Raw genomic sequence first — 17,123 nt, forward strand, 5'->3', positions numbered from 1 at the left:
GTCCACCTGCGGCCAGAAATCTTTCTGACCTGCAGCTATGGCTCAGATGTCGTAGTAGAGCTCGAACTCGTGGGGGTGCGGGCGCAGCCGGATCGGGTCGATCTCGGCGCTGCGCTTGTACTCGATCCAGGTGGCGATGAGGTCCTCCGAGAAGACGTCGCCCTGGGTCAGGAACTCGTGGTCGCGCTCGAGGTTGTCGAGGGCCTCACCGAGGGAGGCGGGCACCTGGGCGATCTGCGCGTGCTCCTCGGGGGGCAGCTCGTACAGGTCCTTGTCGATCGGCGCCGGCGGCTCGATGCGGTTCTTGATTCCGTCGATGCCCGCGAGGAGCTGGGCGGCAAACGCGAGGTAGGGGTTGGCCGACGGGTCCGGCACGCGGAACTCGACACGCTTGGCCTTCGGCGACGAGCCGGTGACCGGGATGCGGATGCACGCGGAGCGGTTGCGGGCCGAGTAGACCAGGTTGACCGGAGCCTCGTAGCCCGGAACCAGGCGGTGGTAGGAGTTCACCGACGGGTTGGTGAACGCCAGCAGCGACGGCGCGTGCTTGAGCAGGCCGCCGATGTACCAGCGGGCCATGTCGGACAGACCGCCGTAGCCCTTCTCGTCGTAGAAGAGGGGCTCGCCGTTCAGCCACAGCGACTGGTGCGAGTGCATGCCCGAGCCGTTGTCGCCGAAGATCGGCTTCGGCATGAAGGTGACCGACTTACCGGCCTGCCACGCGACGTTCTTGATGACGTACTTGAACTTCATCAGGTCGTCGGCGGAGTGCAGCAGCGTGTTGAACCGGTAGTTGATCTCCTGCTGGCCGGCGGTGCCCACCTCGTGGTGCGCGCGCTCGACGTCGAGGCCGACCTCGGCCAGCGCGGCGCACATCTCGTCCCGCAGGTCCGCGAACTGGTCGTTGGGGGAGACGGGGAAGTAGCCGCCCTTGTAGCGGGTCTTGTACCCGAGGTTGCCACCCTCCTCCTCGCGGCCGGTGTTCCACGCGGCTTCGACGGAGTCGATGTGGTAGTAGCCCTCGTTCGACGAGGTCTTGAAGCGCACGTCGTCGAAGATGTAGAACTCCGCCTCCGGGGCGAAGAACGCGGTGTCGGCGATGCCGGTCGACTTCAGGTACGCCTCGGCCTTGGCGGCGATCGTGCGCGGGTCACGGGAGTACGGCTCGTCCGTGAACGGGTCCACGATCGAGAAGTTCATGATGAGCGTCTTGCGCTTGCGGAACGGGTCCAGGTACGCCGTCGTGACGTCGGGGACCAGCTTCATGTCGGACTCGTGGATCGCCTGGAAGCCGCGGATCGACGAGCCGTCGAACATGAGGCCCTCGGTGAAGGAGTCCTCCGAGAACTGCTCGGTGGGGATGTTGAAGTGCTGCATCACCCCCGGCAGGTCGATGAACCGGACGTCGATGAACTCCACCCCCTCACGACGGGTGAAGGCGATGGCCTCGTCGGCGTTGGTGAACATGCATGCGCTCCTTGGTCGGACAGACCGCTCGGACGTACCGCGGTGAGGGGCCGATGGTCGGCGTCCACGACGTTAGGGGTGGGGCGTTTCTCTGGCGTGGCGCCGGTGTTTCCGACACGTTACGCGCATCCCCCGGCCGGCCACCGGGCAGGTCCGGGCGTCGGACACGGCCTCGTGACCGGCACGTAGGCTTGATCCCATGGCATCGCGCGAGGACATGGGATCGTGGCTCGAGGGCGGGACGTCCGGTCACCAGGGCCCCTCGGCGGCCGCCCGGCTCGGGCTCCCGGAGTCCGGCCCGGGGTCGCCCGCACCCGTCGGACGGCGGCTCGTGGCGCTCGTCGTCGACTGGGCGGTCGCCACCCTCATCGCCTACCTCGTGACGAGCCCCGGCTCCTTCGCCGAGCTGAACCCGATGGTCACGCTCGGGGTCTTCGCCCTCGAGAACGTGCTGCTGGTGAGCACGGCCGGGTTCACGATCGGGCACCGGCTGCTGCGCCTGCAGGTCCGAGCGCTCGGCGGCCCCGCGGGGACGGCCGTCGGCTTCGCCCGCGGCGCGGTCCGCACCCTGCTGCTGTGCCTGGTCATCCCGGCCGTGGTGTGGGGCCCTGACGGCCGCGGGCTGCACGACCGCGGGGCGGGCACCGTCATCGTCCGCCGCTGACGCCGCGGAACCGGCGCCGCCGCCCCGCGCCGCTGCCCCGTGCCCCCGGCCCGGGGCCAGCGCAGGCCCGGAGACGCACACGAGCCCCCGGCGCCTCGTGGCACCGGGGGCTCGTGCGTGAGCCGGCAGCGGTCAGCGGCCGCGCAGGCCCTTGCGGTCGGGGCGGGCGCGCATCGGGTCGACGCCCTTGGGGATGGGCAGCCGCGCGCCGCCGAGCGCCTTGAGCCGCTTGCTGACCTGGTCGGCCTCGGGCCGGGTCAGCGTGCGCTTGAGCTTCTGCACCTTGCGGGCGATCTTGGGCAGCGGGACCTGCCCCTCCTCGTCGCCGCACTGGATCAGCGTGATCGGCACGTTCGGCAGCACGCGGGCCACCTTGCGGCGCTCGTCCTCCAGCATCCGGGTCACGCGGTGCGACGGGCCCTCGCTGACCAGGGCCACCCCCGGGCGTCCGACGCCGCGGAAGATGAAGTCCTGGGTGCGGGGGTTGACCGCGACGGGCTCGTCGTCGAACGTCCAGCCGCCGCGCACCGTGCCGAGGGCCGCGCGCGCCGCGCCGGGCTGCCCGGCGATCTGCGTGTACGCCGCCTTCTCCGCCTTGCGCGTCAGGGTGAACATCGCGCCGAGCAGCGCGAACGGCAGGCCGACGATCAGCGCGTAGACGGGGGCGTCGAAGATCAGGCCGACGGCGAACGCGAGCAGCAGGACGCCGACGAACACGCCGAGGAGCACCCACGTGACCGTGGGGTCCTGCTTGCGGGTCATCTGGTACGCGGCCCACACCTGGTGGTACCAGCGCTGCTTCTTGGGCTTCTTCTGCTTGCCGGTGGCGTCGGGCGCGCCGGCGTCGGACTTCGTGCGGGCCATGGTCGTCAAGTCTAGTGGTCCGCGCGGGCCAGCAGGCTCGCGGCCTCCTGGCGGGACGTCGTCGGCTCGGCGAGGTGGGCGAGCGACGCCGGGATCGGCAGGCCACGGCGCGTCATCGCCTGGCCCCACAGCCGCCCGGCGCGGTACGACGAGCGCACCAGCGGGCCGGCCATGACGCCCAGGAATCCGATCTCCTCGGCTGCCTGCGACAGCTCGACGAACTCCTCGGGCCGCACCCAGCGGTCCACCGGGTGGTGGCGCAGGGACGGGCGCAGGTACTGGGTGATGGTGATGAGGTCGCAGCCGGCGTCGTGCAGGTCCTGCAGCGCGACCTTGCACTCCTCGATCGTCTCGCCCATGCCGAGGATGAGGTTCGACTTGGTGACGAGACCCGCCTCGCGGGCGCGCGTCAGCACGGACAGCGAGCGGTCGTACCGGAAGCCCGGGCGGATCTGCTTGAAGATGCGGGGCACGGTCTCGACGTTGTGCGCCATGACCTCGGGCCGCGACCCGTTGACCTCGTCGAGGAGCTCGGGGATCGCGTTGAAGTCCGGGATGAGTAGCTCGACGCCGGTGCCCGGGTTGAGGGCGTGGATCTGGCGCACGGTCTCGGCGTAGAGCCAGGCGCCGCCGTCGGCCAGGTCGTCGCGCGCGACGCCCGTGATCGTCGAGTACTTCAGGCCCATGGTGCGGACCGACTCGGCCACGCGGCGCGGCTCGTCGGCGTCGAAGTCGGCCGGCTTGCCCGTGTCGATCTGGCAGAAGTCGCAGCGGCGCGTGCACTGGTCGCCGCCGATGAGGAACGTGGCCTCCCGGTCCTCCCAGCACTCGAAGATGTTGGGACAGCCCGCCTCCTCGCACACCGTGTGCAGGCCCTCGCCCTTGACCAGGCCCTTGAGCTCCCGGTACTCGGGACCCATCACGGCCTTCGTCTTGATCCACTCGGGCTTCTTCTCGATGGGGGTGGCGGCGTTGCGGGCCTCGACGCGCAGCATGCGGCGGCCCTCGGGTGCGATCGTCACGGGTGTCTCCCGGTCGTCGTCGAGCAGGTGGACGCCGGGCGGCGTCGGGGCTGTGAGCCCCCTGGTACCGCGCCGGACCTCGCCAGACTACGGGAGCCGCCGCGCCGCGACGACGGCGACTCTCAGAGGGTGGACGTGACCTCGGCAACATCCCGCCGGGCGGCCGCGAGGGCGACGTCGGGGTGCACGCGCAGCGGGTCCAGGCAGTCTTCGAGCGCATCGACCAGGGGCCGGGCGACGTCGCCGGGCGCGACCCGGCGGCCGGTCTCGATCGTCAGCGACGTCACGTCGGCGTCCGTGATGCCGCACGGCACGATGCGCTCGAAGCGGCTCAGGTCGGGGCAGCAGTTCAGCGCGAGGCCGTGCATCGTGACGCCCTTCGCCGTGCGCACGCCGATCGCGCAGACCTTGCGCTCGCGCAGGTCGTCGTCCGCGGCGAACCACACGCCGGTGCGACCGTCGACGCGGATCGTGGCGAGGCCGAAGCCCGCGCACACCCGCATGACCGCCTCCTCGAGGGCCCGGACGTACGCGACGACGTCCACCGGCTCGGCCAGCCGCAGGATCGGGTAGACGACCTGCTGGCCGGGGCCGTGCCAGGTGATCTTGCCGCCGCGGTCGACGTCGACCACGGGGGTGCCGTCGTCGGGGCGCTCGTCGCGGCGGGTGCGCCGCCCGGCCGTGTAGACGTCGGGGTGCTCGACGACGATCAACGTGTCCGGGCGCTCGCCCGCGACGACCTGGGCGTGGACGCGGCGCTGCAGCTCCCACGCCTCGTGGTAGTCGGTCAGGCCGGGCAGCGTCATCACGTCCACGCCGAGCAGGCTAACCCTCCGGCCGGTCGGGTGCGGCGGGCGTCTCGCGCGCACCCTGCTGCGCGCGCACCAGGGTGACGAGGATCTCGCGCAGCGCGGCGACCTGGGCGGCGTCCAGGCCCCGGGTGGTGAGGTCCTCGGCGGGCTGCACCCGAGCGGCCTCGGCGGCGGCCAGGCGCCCGGCGTCGGTGACGGCGACCGCCCGTCGCCGCCGGTCGCGCGGGTCGTCGTCGCGGGTGACGTGGCCGGCGCGTTCCAGCCGTGCCACGACCCGGCTCATGGTCTGTTCGGTGACGCCGTTGAGCCGGGCGAGCTCGCGCTGCGTGCGGGGGCCGGCCAGGAGGTGCAGCAGCACGGGGAAGCCCGCGTGGTTGAGGTCCCAGCCCGCGAGGTGCGCGTTCCAGTCGTGCTCGATGCGGCGCACGACGGTGAACAGCAGCCGGCCGGTGGGCCACTCGGCCGGGTCCGCGCTGGTGGGGTCGGCCCCGATCGGCCCGGGGCCGCCGGGGGACGCCGGCTGCGGCGGTGCGTCGTCGGGCACTTGCTGCTCACCTCCCTCCGAGGCAGAATACTCAGCATGCTGAGTAATAGGTGGTCGGGCGTCGTCCGCGGTCTCGCCATTCTGGCAGCGATCGGGGTGTGGCTCGCCGTCGGCGCGCTCGGCGGGCAGGCGCAGGGCAACCTGAGCAGCGTCCAGACGAACGACAACGCGGCGTTCCTGCCCGAGAGCGCCGAGTCCACGCAGGCGGCCGAGCTCGGCAGCGAGTTCACCGACTCGGAGACGCTCCCGGCGCTCGTCGTCGCCGAGACCTCCGACGGGTCGGCGCTGACGCGCGCGCAGCTCGCCGACGTGCAGGCCTATGCCGACGCGATCCCGGACGCGCCGCTCGAGGGGACCTCGGGGGACGAGCCCCGCACCGTCGGGGACGCCAGCATCGCCGACCCCGTCGTCGTGCCGTCCGAGGACGGGCAGGCTGCCCTGGTCGTGGTCTCGCTCGACGCCGACCTGGCGTCCGAGGACGTCGGGGCCGAGGAGTCGAGCGTCTCGGAGCTCGCGATCGGGGCGCTGCGTGACCTGGTCGCCGCGGACGCCTCCGACGACGGTCTCGCCGGGACCGGCCTGGACGCCTGGGTCACCGGGCCTGCCGGGTTCGTGGCCGACCTCGTCACCGCCTTCGGCGCGATCGACACCGTGCTGCTGCTGGTGGCCCTCGGCGCGGTCCTCGTCATCCTGGCGCTGGTCTACCGCTCACCGGTGCTGCCGTTCGTGGTCATCTTCACGGCTGTGCTCGCGCTCAGCCTCGCCGGCCTGGTGGTCTACCAGCTCGCCGCGAACGACGTTCTCACGCTGAACGGGCAGTCGCAGGGCATCCTGTCGATCCTCGTGGTGGGCGCGTCGGTGGACTACGCCCTGCTCCTCGTCGCGCGCTATCGCGAGGAGCTGACCGTCACCGTGTCGCCGTACACCGCGCTGCGGCGCGCGGTGCGTGCCTCGATCGAGCCCATCGCCGCGAGCGCCGGCACGGTCATCGCGGGCCTGCTGTGCCTGCTCCTGTCCGACCTGGCGTCCAACCGCAGCCTCGGGCCGGTCGCGGCGATCGGCATCGTCGCCGCGTTCTTGTCCGCGCTCACCCTCCTGCCGGCGCTGCTCCTCGTCGGCGGCCAGCGGGCGCGGTGGGTGTTCTGGCCCCGGATCCCGCACGCGCTGGGCCGGCACTCCGACGCCCCCGGAGCGCCGGACGCGACCGACCCGGCCGGCGGCACCCCGGGGCACTGTGGGGCGGCCGGAGCCGTCGACGACGCCGACGACGACCGGGTGGACGTCGCCGCGCACGGGATCTGGTCGCGGGTGGCGAGCTTCGTCGGCCGGCACGACCGCCCGGTGTGGGTCGTGACCGCCCTCGTGCTCGCCGCCGGGGCGGCGTTCGTCCCGACGCTCGACGCGAGCGGCACCGGGGACTCCGAGGTCTTCCTCACCCAGGTCGACTCCGTCGACGGGGAGGAGGCGCTGACCCGTCACTTCGAGGGCGTGTCCGCCCAGCCCGCGATCGTCGTCGCGCCCGAGGACGACGCCGACGCCGTGGTCGCCGCGGCCGAGGGCACCGGCGGCGTCACCGCCGCGACCGTCGTCACGGACCAGCCCGCCGCCGCGCCGGGACAGCCGGCCCAGGGCGACCCGCTGGTCGTCGACGGGCAGGTGCGGGTGGACGTCACGACCGCGGCGCCGTCGGACAGCCAGGAGGCGGTCGACACGGTGGCCGACCTGCGCACCTCCGTGCACGACGTCTCGCCGGACGCGGTCGTGGGCGGCGCTGCCGCCGAGCGCCTCGACACGCAGGTGGCCGGGCAGCGCGACCTGCGCGTCATCGTGCCCGTGGTGCTCGCGGTGGTCTTCGTGATCCTGGTGCTGCTGCTGCGCTCCGTCCTCGCGGCGGCGCTGCTCATGGCCGCCAACGTGCTGTCCTTCGGGTTCGCGCTGGGGGTGGCGGCCCTCGTGTTCGACCACGTCCTCGGCTTCCCCGGCGCCGACCCGGCCGTCCCGCTCTATGCCTTCTGCTTCCTGGTCGCGCTCGGGGTGGACTACTCGATCTTCCTCATGACGCGCGTGCGCGAGGAGAGCCTGCAGGTCGGCACCCGTCGTGGAGTGCTGCGCGGGCTGGCCGTCACGGGCTCGGTCATCACGTCCGCGGGCGTCGTGCTCGCGGCGACGTTCGCCGCGCTCGGCGTGGTCCCGCTGCTCTTCCTCGCCCAGATCGCGTTCATCGTGGCGTTCGGCGTCCTGGTGGACACGCTCGTGGTCCGCAGCCTGCTCGTGCCTGCACTCGTACACGACGTCGGCGACCGGACGTGGTGGCCCTCGCGGCTGGGACGCGGGGTCACCCCGTCGAGTCGATGAGCTCCAGCAGCGCCTTGGCGGCGTCCCGGATGTCGTCGTGGTCGTACTGCCCCGCGCGGCTCTCCAGCGAGATCACCGCGCAGCGGTGGACCTTCGTGAGGTCGCCGTAGGGGAAGCTGACCGCCTGCTTCGTCTCGGGGTTCTCGTCGTCGTCGACGCCGAGGTGCCAGTGCCGGAACTCCGTCCACCCCTGGGCGTCGACGAACCGGTTCTCGTCGTCGGCGCTCGGGGCGTGCTCGCTCCAGTCGTCGCGCTCGTCGCGCACGACCTTCCCGTCGCGCACCAGCGCGCGTGCCTGATCGAGCGCCGTCTTGTTCAGCCGTGTCGCCATCGTCTGCTCCGTCCAGGTGGGCTCCGTGAGCGTCGTGCGTCCTCCAAGGTCTACGGGAGGTGGGAGAAGCAGGCAAGCGGGGGGCCGGCGTCCGGGTAACTGGTCTGTAACTCCCGCTCCCTAGCGTGACGGCAACCGTCCCGCGCCGGGCCCTGGCCCGGCGGAACAAGGAGATCCCCTCGTGTCCTCACCCCGCACCCTGAGGCGCCGCGTCGCCTGGGCGGTCGCCACGACGCTCGCGCTCAGCGCGACCGTCGCGCCCGCCGCCACCGCGGCGTCCACCGACCCGCAGCCCGACGGCGACGCCAAGGTCGAAGCGTCCGTCGCGCGCGCCCTGACCGCGGAGAAGGAATCGACCTTCTACGTCGTCATGGACGACCAGGCCGACCTGTCCGCCGCCGAGCGGCGCAAGAGCCACACCGCGAAGGCCGAGGCCACCGTCGAGGCCCTGCAGGACACGGCGACCACCACCCAGGAGCCCGTGCGCGCGCTGCTCGACGCGGAGGGCGTCGGCTACGAGCCGTTCTGGATCGCCAACGTCCTGCGCGTGACCACCGACGACCCTGCGGTCGTCGAGCAGCTCACCGCGCGCGACGACGTCGCCGAGATCGTCGGCGAGCAGCACTACGAGCTGCAGGACTCCGAGGCGTCGCCGGCCGCGCTGGCGTCGGCGGTCGAGTCCGCGACGGAGGCGGACGGGACGGCGGACGAGACGGGCACGACCGCGGACGACGCGGTCACGCCCGAGTGGGGCGTCGCGGACATCAAGGCCGACCAGGTCTGGTCCACGTACGACGACCGCGGCGAGGGCATCGTCATCGCCAACATCGACTCCGGGGTCCAGTACGACCACCCGGCGCTCGTGGACTCCTACCGAGGCAACCTCGGTGACGGGACGTTCGACCACGACTACAACTTCTACGACCCGACCGGCACCTGCGGCGACACCCCCTGCGACAACAACGGCCACGGCACCCACACGATGGGCACCATGGTCGGTGCGGACGGCATCGGCGTCGCGCCCGGCGCCACGTGGATCGCCGCCAAGGGCTGCGAGGCGCGCAGCTGCTCCGACGCGTCGCTGCTGGCCGCGGGCCAGTGGATCCTCGCGCCGACCGACGCCAACGGGCAGAACCCGCGCCCGGACCTGGCGCCCAACGTCGTGAACAACTCGTGGGGCGGCGGGCAGACCTCGTTCTACGGCGAGACCGTCGCCGCGTGGAACGCGGCCGGCATCTTCGACGCCTTCGCCGCCGGCAACGACGGCGACGGACGTACCTGCTCCACGGCGACGTCGCCGGGCGCCCAGCAGGCCGTGTACGCGGTCGGCGCCTACGACGCGGCCGGCAAGATCGCGTCGTTCTCCGGCTACGGCCCGTCGGCGCTCGACGGCTCGGCGACGCCGAGCCTGTCCGCGCCGGGCGTGAACGTGCGCTCGACGTACCCCGGCTCCACGTACACGGCGCTCAACGGCACCTCGATGGCCACCCCGCACGTCGCGGGCGCCGTCGCGCTGCTGTGGGCGCAGGCGCCGTCCCTCATCGGCAACATCGAGGGCACGCGGACCCTGCTCGACGACACGGCTCGCGACGTCGAGGACGTCCGCTGCGGCGGCGACGCCGACGACAACAACGTCTGGGGCGAGGGCAAGCTCGACGTGCTCGCCGCCGTGGACGCGGCCCCCCACACCGCCGCGACGGTCACCGGCACGGTGACGGACACCGACGGTGCGCCGGCCTCGAACGTCACGGTGAAGGCCAGCGGCACCGGGGTGTCCCGGACCGTCACGACCAAGGCCGACGGGTCGTACCGCATGACCCTGGCCGCGGGCACCTACACGCTGGACGTCGCCGGATACGGCTACGCCCCGCAGTCCCTCGAGGGCGTGGAGCTCGCCGCCGGCGAGGACGTCGCGCAGGACTTCTCCCTCGCCGCCGTGCCCTCGCACGCGGTGACCGGCACGGTGCACGACGCGAACGGCGACGTGCTCGCCCGCGCGACCGTGGCCGTCTCGGGCACGCCGCTCGACGCCGTGACCACCGACGCGCGGGGCCGCTTTTCGGTCCCCGCCGTCGCCGAGGGGGACTACACCCTCGTCACGCGGCCCGCCGCGCCGGTGCTGTGCAACGGCGTCGGCAGCGACCCGCTCACCGTCGACGGCGCCGAGACGGTCACCGTCGACCTGCCGGCGCGCACCGACGTGCTCGGGAACTCGTGCACCGAGGTGCGTTCGTCCTGGGTCTCGGGCCGCGACCGGGTCGCCCTCACCGGCGACGAGGACGCGACGACGCTCGCGCTGCCGTTCCCGGTGAGCTTCTACGGCGTCTCGTACTCCAACGTCAACGTCACCACGAACGGGCTCGTGAACTTCCTGCAGCCCCGCCTCGGCGACTACGCCAACACCGCGCTGCCGGCCGAGGCCGCGCCGAACGGGATCGTCGCGGCGTACTGGGACGACCTCGTGCTCGACCGCCTCTCGAAGGTCTCGACGACGACCACCGGCAAGGCAGGCGCCCGCACCTTCGCGATCGTCTGGGAGAACGCGAGGCTCGACTCCGACCCGAGCAGGCGGGTCTCGTTCGAGGTCCTCTTCGACGAGGCGACGAGCGACATCACGCTGCAGTACCGCGGCCTGAAGGGCGACGTCGAGAAGGGCTCGTCCGCGACGGTGGGCATCGAGAACCAGGCCGGCACCGTGGCCCTGGACTACGCCGTGGACGCCGCGCTGCTGGCCGACGACACCGCGATCACCTTCACCCCGTCCGAGGTGGCGGACCCCGCCGCCGGTGACGGCGCTGGGTCGAAGGCCATGAAGCTGACGCAGAAGCAGGCGGACATCCTCGCGGGTCGCCTGAACCTCGACCCGTACGGGGACGACGTCGCGGACACGGAGGACGCCGACGAGGCGACCGCCGCAGATGACGCCGCCGCGAACGAAGAGGCTGCCACGGCCGACGAGGACGCCGCGCTGACGGTGACGAAGCGGTCCGCGATCGAGTCCGTCGACGGCATGTCCGTGACCGGGTCCCTCGACGGCACCGACGGCGGCTACGTCGTGCTCAGCGCGCTGGGCACGGTCCAGCGCCGCACCGCCGACGGCGACGTCGTCTGGACGCGGGGCAACGACGACTACTACGGCCAGTGGCAGGTCAAGAACGTCCGGCCGTGGCAGTCCGTGCCGTTCCGGGTCCGCACCGTGATGGGCTTCAACGCGGTGGGCGTCGGCACGCCGTCCTCCGACCAGGGGTGGGCCACCGGTGACCTCTCGGGCGACGGCGTCGACGACGTCGTCTTCTCCGCGAGCGCCGGCGTCACGCCGTACCGCCCGTTCACGTCGCCGGGGTCGTCGCTGCCCAACGGCACGTTCGTCTCCGTGCTCGACGGCGCGACCGGCGACATGCTGTGGCACAAGCTGTACGCGGGGGCCCACGCGATCTCCCTCGTCGGGGACACTCTGCTGGTCGCCGACTCGCCGACGAACAACCTCAACGCCCCGGCGGGCGCCACGGCGACGCTGACCGCGCTCGAGCTCACGCCCGACGGCGAGGGCCTCACGGCCGAGGAGCTGTGGTCGTACGACACGGGGGCCGGGGCGGCCGCCGTCTGGTCGACGATCGAGCCGCTCGGCGACGGACGGGTGGCCGTCGGCTGGAACCAGCGCAAGACGAGCCTCGACGCCGTCCCGAGCGGTCACACGCTCGTGCTCGACGTCGCGGACGGCTCCACGGTGTGGTCGCAGACGGACCGGCGCTACTCGCGTCAGCTCCACCTGGACGCCACCCACGACCGGCTGCTCGCCCTGGAGCAGTCGGACACCATGGACGCCGTCGACTACGCCGTGGTGGCGTACTCCCTCGCCGGCGGCGAGCGGTCGGTCCTCGAGACCCGGGTCAACGCGCTGCCGATCGACCTCGTCGTCGGCGACCTCGACCTCGGCAAGGGCGACGCCTTCGCGGTGAGCGAGGCCACGTTCGACTCGAACCTGGTGGTCAACGCCAGCACCGTGCGGGCGTTCGACGGCCGCGAGGGCGGGCTGATGTGGTCGCGGACGGTGAAGCGGGACAAGGCCAACATCGACAACGGCGCCATCGCCTGGGGTCTGCAGGCCGTCGATGGCCGGCTCGTCGTCTCCTACCAGGACGACGCCGGGAACGAGGGCGCGGCGAACCGCGGCGCCCTCCGGGCTGCGCGGCTCGCTGTCCTGCTCGGCCCCACCGGCACCGTCCTGTGGGAGAAGCGCGGCCTCGCCGTGGCGTCGCAGACCGCGGCTGAGCCCGTCCGCGGGCTCGGGTGGAACCTTCGCACGGTCGACCCCGACCAGAACGTCCACACCTACACGCTGCTGACCGGCCGCGAGCGCGACGTCCTGCCGATGCAGGCGGAGCTGTCGTCGGCCGTGACGACGCGGGTCGACGGCGACGAGCACCTCGACGTGGTCGTCGGCGGCGAGTCGCGCGGGGTGTGGGCCTACTCGGGCCCGTCGCTCGTCGGCGGCGAGCCGCGGGAGCTGTGGCACACCACCGTTCCCGGCCAGATCCACGCGATGGTGACGGCCGACGTGGACGGCGACGGCAAGGACGAGGTCCTCGTCGCGGCCGACTCCGCGACCGTGGTCCTCGACGCCCGTACGGGCAAGGTGCTGCGCACCATCGACGGCGGCGCCCAGTTCGTGCGCACCGTCGCTGCCAGCGACCTGGACGGGGACGGCGACGAGGAGATCGTCGTCGCGACCGACGCGGTGCGGGCCTACGACGGCCGCGGCCGCCAGGTCTGGTCGTACGCGCCGAAGGACGCGGGCGAGGTCGTCTTCGCCGACGTGTCGTTCGGCGACGGCCAGGTCTACGCCCAGTACGTGAGCCAGAAGGGGCTCGACCTGGACGAGACCGCCGCCGGCGGGGTCGCCCTGGCCGCGGCCGACGGCTCGGTGGCCTGGACCGTCGACCCGAACCCGGCGGGGAGCACCAACGGCGTCGTCCGTGCGGTGCCGCTGCGCCACGGGACGTTCGCCTCGCCGGAGATCCCGTACGCGGACGGCCACGCCGTGGTCTACACCTGGTACGCGGATGCGACGGAGCCGTTCAAGAACACGTACAATTTCGTGGAGATCCGCGACGGCCGCACCGGCGAGCTGCTGCACACCACGGCCACCGGCGGGCTGTGGACGCACGGCAACTTCATCACCACGCCCGACGGGCTGGTGCAGGCGGGCAGCGCGAGCCTGCGCACGTGGACGCCGGACGGCGTCGACCACCAGACCCTGACCGTGCCGCTGATCTCGACGGCTGACCTGGCCACGGGCCCCGGCGGCCGGTCGCTGATCGTCGCCGCGGGCGCGGGCGGCTTCTCCGTCTACGACCCCGCCGTCCTCACCGCCGGGCGTCAGTATCCGCCCTCGCTGGCGAGCGGGCTCACGCCCGGCGGGCGTGAGGCCCTCGTGGCCGACCTCGACTCCGACGGGGTCGACGAGGTGCTGATGCTCAACTTCGACGAGGTGGGCACCGACCGGGCCGCCGAGCTGCTCGGCGGTGGGTACCGGATCTCGGAGAACGGGATCCGCCACCTGACGACGTTCGGCATCGACGCGTCCTGACCGGCGCGCGGGGCGCCCGGCCCGCCGCCGCTCGACGAGCCCCCGGCCACCAGGCCGGGGGCTCGTCCCGTCTTCCGGACGACCGACGACGGCCATCGCCCGGGGTGCCGGGGACGTGTGCCGCTGACACCCGTGACACGAGACGCGATCCCGAGGTCTATCGTGTCGCCCCGTGAGCGGCACCGGGATCGAGGACCAGACGGCGCCCGAGCGCCAGGTCCCGCGGCTGCGGGTCCGGCTGCTCGGGGGGTTCGGCGTCGACCGGGCGGGCGCTCACGCACCCGAGGCCCGCTGGCCCCGGGCCGCCGCCCGCGACCTCGTCAAGCTCCTGGCCGTGAGCCCCGGGCACCAGCTGCACCGCGAGCAGGTGATGGCGGTGTGCTGGCCCGACGCCGGGCCGGAGGCGGCGCAGCGGAACCTGCGGGTGACGCTGCACGCGGCGCGGCGCGCCCTGGAGCCGGACCTCGCCCCGCGGGCCGCGTCGTCGTACCTCGTGACCGACGGCGTACTGCTGCGTCTCACGGCGCTCGTGGACGTCGACGCCGACGACGCCGAGCGCGGCGCGGCCGACGCCCTGCGCGCCGGGGAAGCGGTCGCGCTCGCCTCCGCCCTGGCGCGGTTCACGGGCGAGCTCCTGCCCGAGGACCGGTACGCCGACTGGGCGCGCGCGCGCCGCGAGCACCTGGCCGACCTGCGCCGGCGGCTGCGGGTCGCGCACGGCGAGGCGCTGCTCGCGGACGGGTCGGCGGAGGAGGCGGTCGAGGCGGCGCAGGACCTGCTCGACGCCGACCCGGCCGACGAGCGGGCGCACCGCCTGGCGATGGAGGCGTACCTGGCCAAGGGGCTGCGGCGGCAGGCCCTGCGGCAGTACCACCGCTGCCGCCAGGCGCTCGCGGCCGAGCTCGGTGTGCGCCCGGACGCCGCGACCGAGCGGCTGCACCGCCGTGCGCTGGGCGCGGGGACCGAACCCGTGCGCGCCGCCACCCATCGCTACGTGCCCGCCCCGCTGCGCGACGCGCCGCCCGGCCGGACGGTCGGGCACGGGTCGGTGGTGGACGGCGTCCTGGGGGACGACCCCGCTCCGGTCGCGCTGGTGGGCGGCGAGGCCGGCCTGGGCAAGACGCGGTGGGTGACGGAGACCGCGCGTCGCGCCGTCGACGCCGGGTGGACCGTGCTGTGGGGAGCGGGGCACGAGGCGGAGGGGAGCACGCCGTACGGGCTGGTCGTGGAGGCGCTCGACGCGTGGCTCTCCGACGCCCCGGTGGCGCGCCGGGCGGACGTCGCGGTGGAGCACCCCGACCTCGCCGCGGTGCTGCCGTCCCTCGGCCTCGCGGAGACCGCCTCGTCCCGCAGCCCTGAGGAGGAGCGGCTCAGGCTCTTCCGCGCCGTCGGCGCACTCCTCGACGAGTTGGCGGCCACCGCGCCGGTGCTCGTGGTCTTCGACGACGTGCACGCGGGAGACCTCGGGTCGCTGCAGCTCGTGGGGCACCTGGCGCGCCGGGCGGCCCAGGAGCGCAGCGCCGTCCGGTTCGTCGTGACGTTCCGCGACGACGAGCTGGACGAGGACGACCCGCGGCGTGGCGTGCTGACCGGGCTCGGGCGCGCCGGGCTCGCGCGGGTGGTCGACCTGGGGCGGCTGTCCCGTGCCGACGTCGACGTTCTCGTGACCGACACCCTCGGGCGCGACCCCGGCGAACGGGTGCGCGAACGGGTCTGGGAGCTCTCGCTCGGCAACCCGCTGTTCGCGGTGGAGCTCGCCCGCGAGGTGGAGCGCCGGGAGCACGAGGACGACCGCGGCCCGGCGGGCACGGGAGACGACCCGGCCGACATCGCGGCGCCGCGGGGCGTGCGGCAGCTCGTCGCGGAGCGGTTGTCGCGCCTCGAGCCCGCGGCGCGCCGGGTGGCGGAGGTCGTGGCGGTGGCGGGCGACGGCGTCTCCCTGTCCGAGGCCGTCGAGGTGGCCGCCGAGGGACTGCACCCCGGCATGTCCGCCGCCCGGGCGTCGTCCGGGGCGGAGGGAGCCGTGCTCGCGTCCGTGCTGGTCGAGCGCGAGGTCGCGGTCGACGGCCGGACGGTGCCGGGGCTCGCCTTCCGGCACCCGCTCGTGCGGGTCACGTGCTACGAGCGGCTGTCGTCGGCGCGGCGCCGGCAGATCCACGCGGCGTACTCGGACGCGGTGCTGCGCCGGCGGCCCGACGCCGTGGACACGCTCGCCGGGCACCTCGCCCGCGCGGACGACCCTCGCGCCGTGGACTATCTGCGGCGGGCCGCCGAGCGTGCCGCCGCACTGGGGGCCAACGACACCGCGGACCGGTACTACCTGCAGCTCACCGAACGCCTCGACCGTGCGGTGGCGGACGCCGCCCGCGCGCGCGTCGACCGCAGCGCGGTGCTGCAGCGCATGGGCCGGTACCCGGAGGCGGTCCGGATCCTGCGCGAGGCCGTCGACGACCTCGCGCGGAGGGAGGAGCCGGACCTGCTGGCGGAGGCCGCCGGACGGCTCGCGGAGTCGCTGGCGCGGGCCCGGGACGCGGACACCGCCCTCGTCGTGCTGGAGACGTACGCCCTCGGCGACGACGTCGGGCCCCACGCCGTCGCGATCCACCGCCTCGGGTCGGCGCTGGCGTACCTCGTGGTCGGGCGCTACGCGGACGCCGTCGTCGCGGCCACCGCGGGGCGCGCGGCCGCCGGCCGGGTGCTCGGCCCGGACCGCCGGGGCCTCCTCGCCCGCGCGTCGTCGCTCCTGGCCAGCGCGTACGCCCTGGACGGCCGGTTCGTCGAGGCGGGCCGGGCGGCGGACCAGGCGCTGCCGCACGCCGAGGCCTTCGGCGACCAGCACATCCTGGGTTCCGTGCTCTCCGTGCAGCGCGAGCAGGCGCGGCGCTCGGGGCGGCTCGGCGACGCGCTCGCCGCCGGCGCACGGGCGCTCGAGCTCGCAGAGCGGACGGGCAACGCCGCCGACGTCTCGTTCGAGCTGGCGAACGTCGCCGAGCTGCACCTGCTGCGCGACGACGTCGCGCAGGCGGCCGCCGCCGTGGACCGGGCCCTCGTCGAGCTGGCGGGCCTGGAGGCGTGGTCCGTCCCGTACGTGCTCGTGGCCGGGGCGCGGGTCGGCATGCGCACCGGGAGCCCCGACGTGGGGGAGAGGGCGGCCGCCGCGCGCGCCGCCGCCGACGCGCGCGGTGACCGGCAGGCCGTGGACGAGGCGCTCGTCGTCGAGGTGGAGCACCGGCTCGAGTCGGGCGACACGGACGGGGCCGTGCCCCTCCTCGACGAGGTGCGGTCGCTGCCGACGGAGCACCTGCGGGCCCGGCTGGACCTCGCGGCAGGGCGGGCCGACGTCGCCGTGGCGCGGAGCGCGGCCGAGCTGGCGCGCACCCGCGGGGCGGGGGAGCGCGTGCTCGAGGCGGTCGTGGGCGGCGTGCACGCGGCCGCGCTGCGGGCTGCCGGCGACCCGGGCGCCGCCGCGGCGGC

General features: G+C 74.0%; 10 protein-coding genes. 4 read left to right on the plus strand and 6 right to left on the minus strand.

Annotation, left to right across the window (positions count from 1 at the left end; translation table 11 throughout):
- Positions 1–42 precede the first annotated feature (42 nt).
- Entirely contained in the window at positions 43–1,467 is a 1,425-nt protein-coding gene (gene glnA, locus ABD254_RS19390) for a type I glutamate--ammonia ligase (protein ID WP_344250444.1), read from the minus strand.
- Between the two features lie 199 nt (positions 1,468–1,666).
- Here glnA and ABD254_RS19395 point away from each other — a divergent pair, with 199 nt between their 5' ends.
- The gene (locus tag ABD254_RS19395; RefSeq protein ID WP_344250445.1) at positions 1,667–2,131 is read left to right on the plus strand and encodes an RDD family protein; all 465 of its coding nucleotides are present in this window, start codon (positions 1,667–1,669) and stop codon (positions 2,129–2,131) included.
- A 132-nt stretch (positions 2,132–2,263) separates the two neighbouring features.
- Here the strand turns inward: ABD254_RS19395 and ABD254_RS19400 are convergent, their stop codons facing one another.
- The 4 genes from ABD254_RS19400 to ABD254_RS19415 form a co-directional block, all read right to left on the minus strand.
- Positions 2,264–2,995 carry a DUF4191 domain-containing protein gene (locus tag ABD254_RS19400; RefSeq protein ID WP_344250446.1) on the minus strand — a complete coding sequence of 244 codons (732 nt, stop codon included), beginning with the start codon at positions 2,993–2,995 and terminating at the stop codon, positions 2,264–2,266.
- Positions 2,996–3,006: 11 nt separating this feature from the next.
- Positions 3,007–4,017 carry a lipoyl synthase gene (gene lipA / locus ABD254_RS19405; RefSeq protein ID WP_344250447.1) on the minus strand — a complete coding sequence of 337 codons (1,011 nt, stop codon included), beginning with the start codon at positions 4,015–4,017 and terminating at the stop codon, positions 3,007–3,009.
- A 122-nt stretch (positions 4,018–4,139) separates the two neighbouring features.
- Positions 4,140–4,832, minus strand: coding sequence for a lipoyl(octanoyl) transferase LipB (lipB, locus tag ABD254_RS19410; protein ID WP_344250449.1), 693 nt, complete (start codon positions 4,830–4,832; stop codon positions 4,140–4,142).
- A gap of 10 nt (positions 4,833–4,842) precedes the next feature.
- Positions 4,843–5,373: a MarR family winged helix-turn-helix transcriptional regulator gene (locus tag ABD254_RS19415; RefSeq protein WP_344250450.1), complete on the minus strand. Its 531-nt coding sequence runs from the start codon at positions 5,371–5,373 to the stop codon at positions 4,843–4,845.
- A 36-nt stretch (positions 5,374–5,409) separates the two neighbouring features.
- Between ABD254_RS19415 and ABD254_RS19420 the strand changes: the two genes are divergently transcribed.
- A complete protein-coding gene (locus tag ABD254_RS19420) occupies positions 5,410–7,728 on the plus strand; it encodes an MMPL family transporter (protein ID WP_344250451.1) in 2,319 nt (772 codons plus the stop codon).
- On the opposite strand, the gene ABD254_RS19425 is transcribed toward ABD254_RS19420, so the two are convergent.
- Positions 7,709–8,059, minus strand: a complete 351-nt coding sequence (locus tag ABD254_RS19425) for a hypothetical protein (protein WP_344250452.1) — start codon at positions 8,057–8,059, stop codon at positions 7,709–7,711. The genes ABD254_RS19420 and ABD254_RS19425 overlap by 20 nt on opposite strands.
- A gap of 181 nt (positions 8,060–8,240) precedes the next feature.
- On the opposite strand from ABD254_RS19425, the gene ABD254_RS19430 reads away from it, so the two are divergent.
- Complete coding sequence (locus tag ABD254_RS19430) at positions 8,241–13,649, plus strand: S8 family serine peptidase (protein WP_344250453.1); 5,409 nt, start codon at positions 8,241–8,243, stop codon at positions 13,647–13,649.
- A 172-nt stretch (positions 13,650–13,821) separates the two neighbouring features.
- A partial coding sequence (locus tag ABD254_RS19435) for an ATP-binding protein (protein ID WP_344250454.1) occupies positions 13,822–17,123 on the plus strand: 3,302 nt, incomplete at its 3' end.

The organism is Isoptericola hypogeus, assembly GCF_039531145.1.
In the GTDB taxonomy this organism is placed as follows: Bacteria; Actinomycetota; Actinomycetes; order Actinomycetales; family Cellulomonadaceae; genus Isoptericola; species Isoptericola hypogeus.

What these genes read in the sequence shown, in the direction of transcription:
- ABD254_RS19420 (WP_344250451.1), top strand. Translation starts at nt 5,410, where the DNA reads ATGCTGAGTAATAGGTGGTCGGGCGTCGTCCGCGGTCTCGCCATTCTG.
- glnA (WP_344250444.1), bottom strand. Translation starts at nt 1,467, where the DNA reads ATGTTCACCAACGCCGACGAGGCCATCGCCTTCACCCGTCGTGAGGGG.
- ABD254_RS19395 (WP_344250445.1), top strand. Translation starts at nt 1,667, where the DNA reads ATGGCATCGCGCGAGGACATGGGATCGTGGCTCGAGGGCGGGACGTCC.
- ABD254_RS19400 (WP_344250446.1), bottom strand. Translation starts at nt 2,995, where the DNA reads ATGGCCCGCACGAAGTCCGACGCCGGCGCGCCCGACGCCACCGGCAAG.
- ABD254_RS19425 (WP_344250452.1), bottom strand. Translation starts at nt 8,059, where the DNA reads ATGGCGACACGGCTGAACAAGACGGCGCTCGATCAGGCACGCGCGCTG.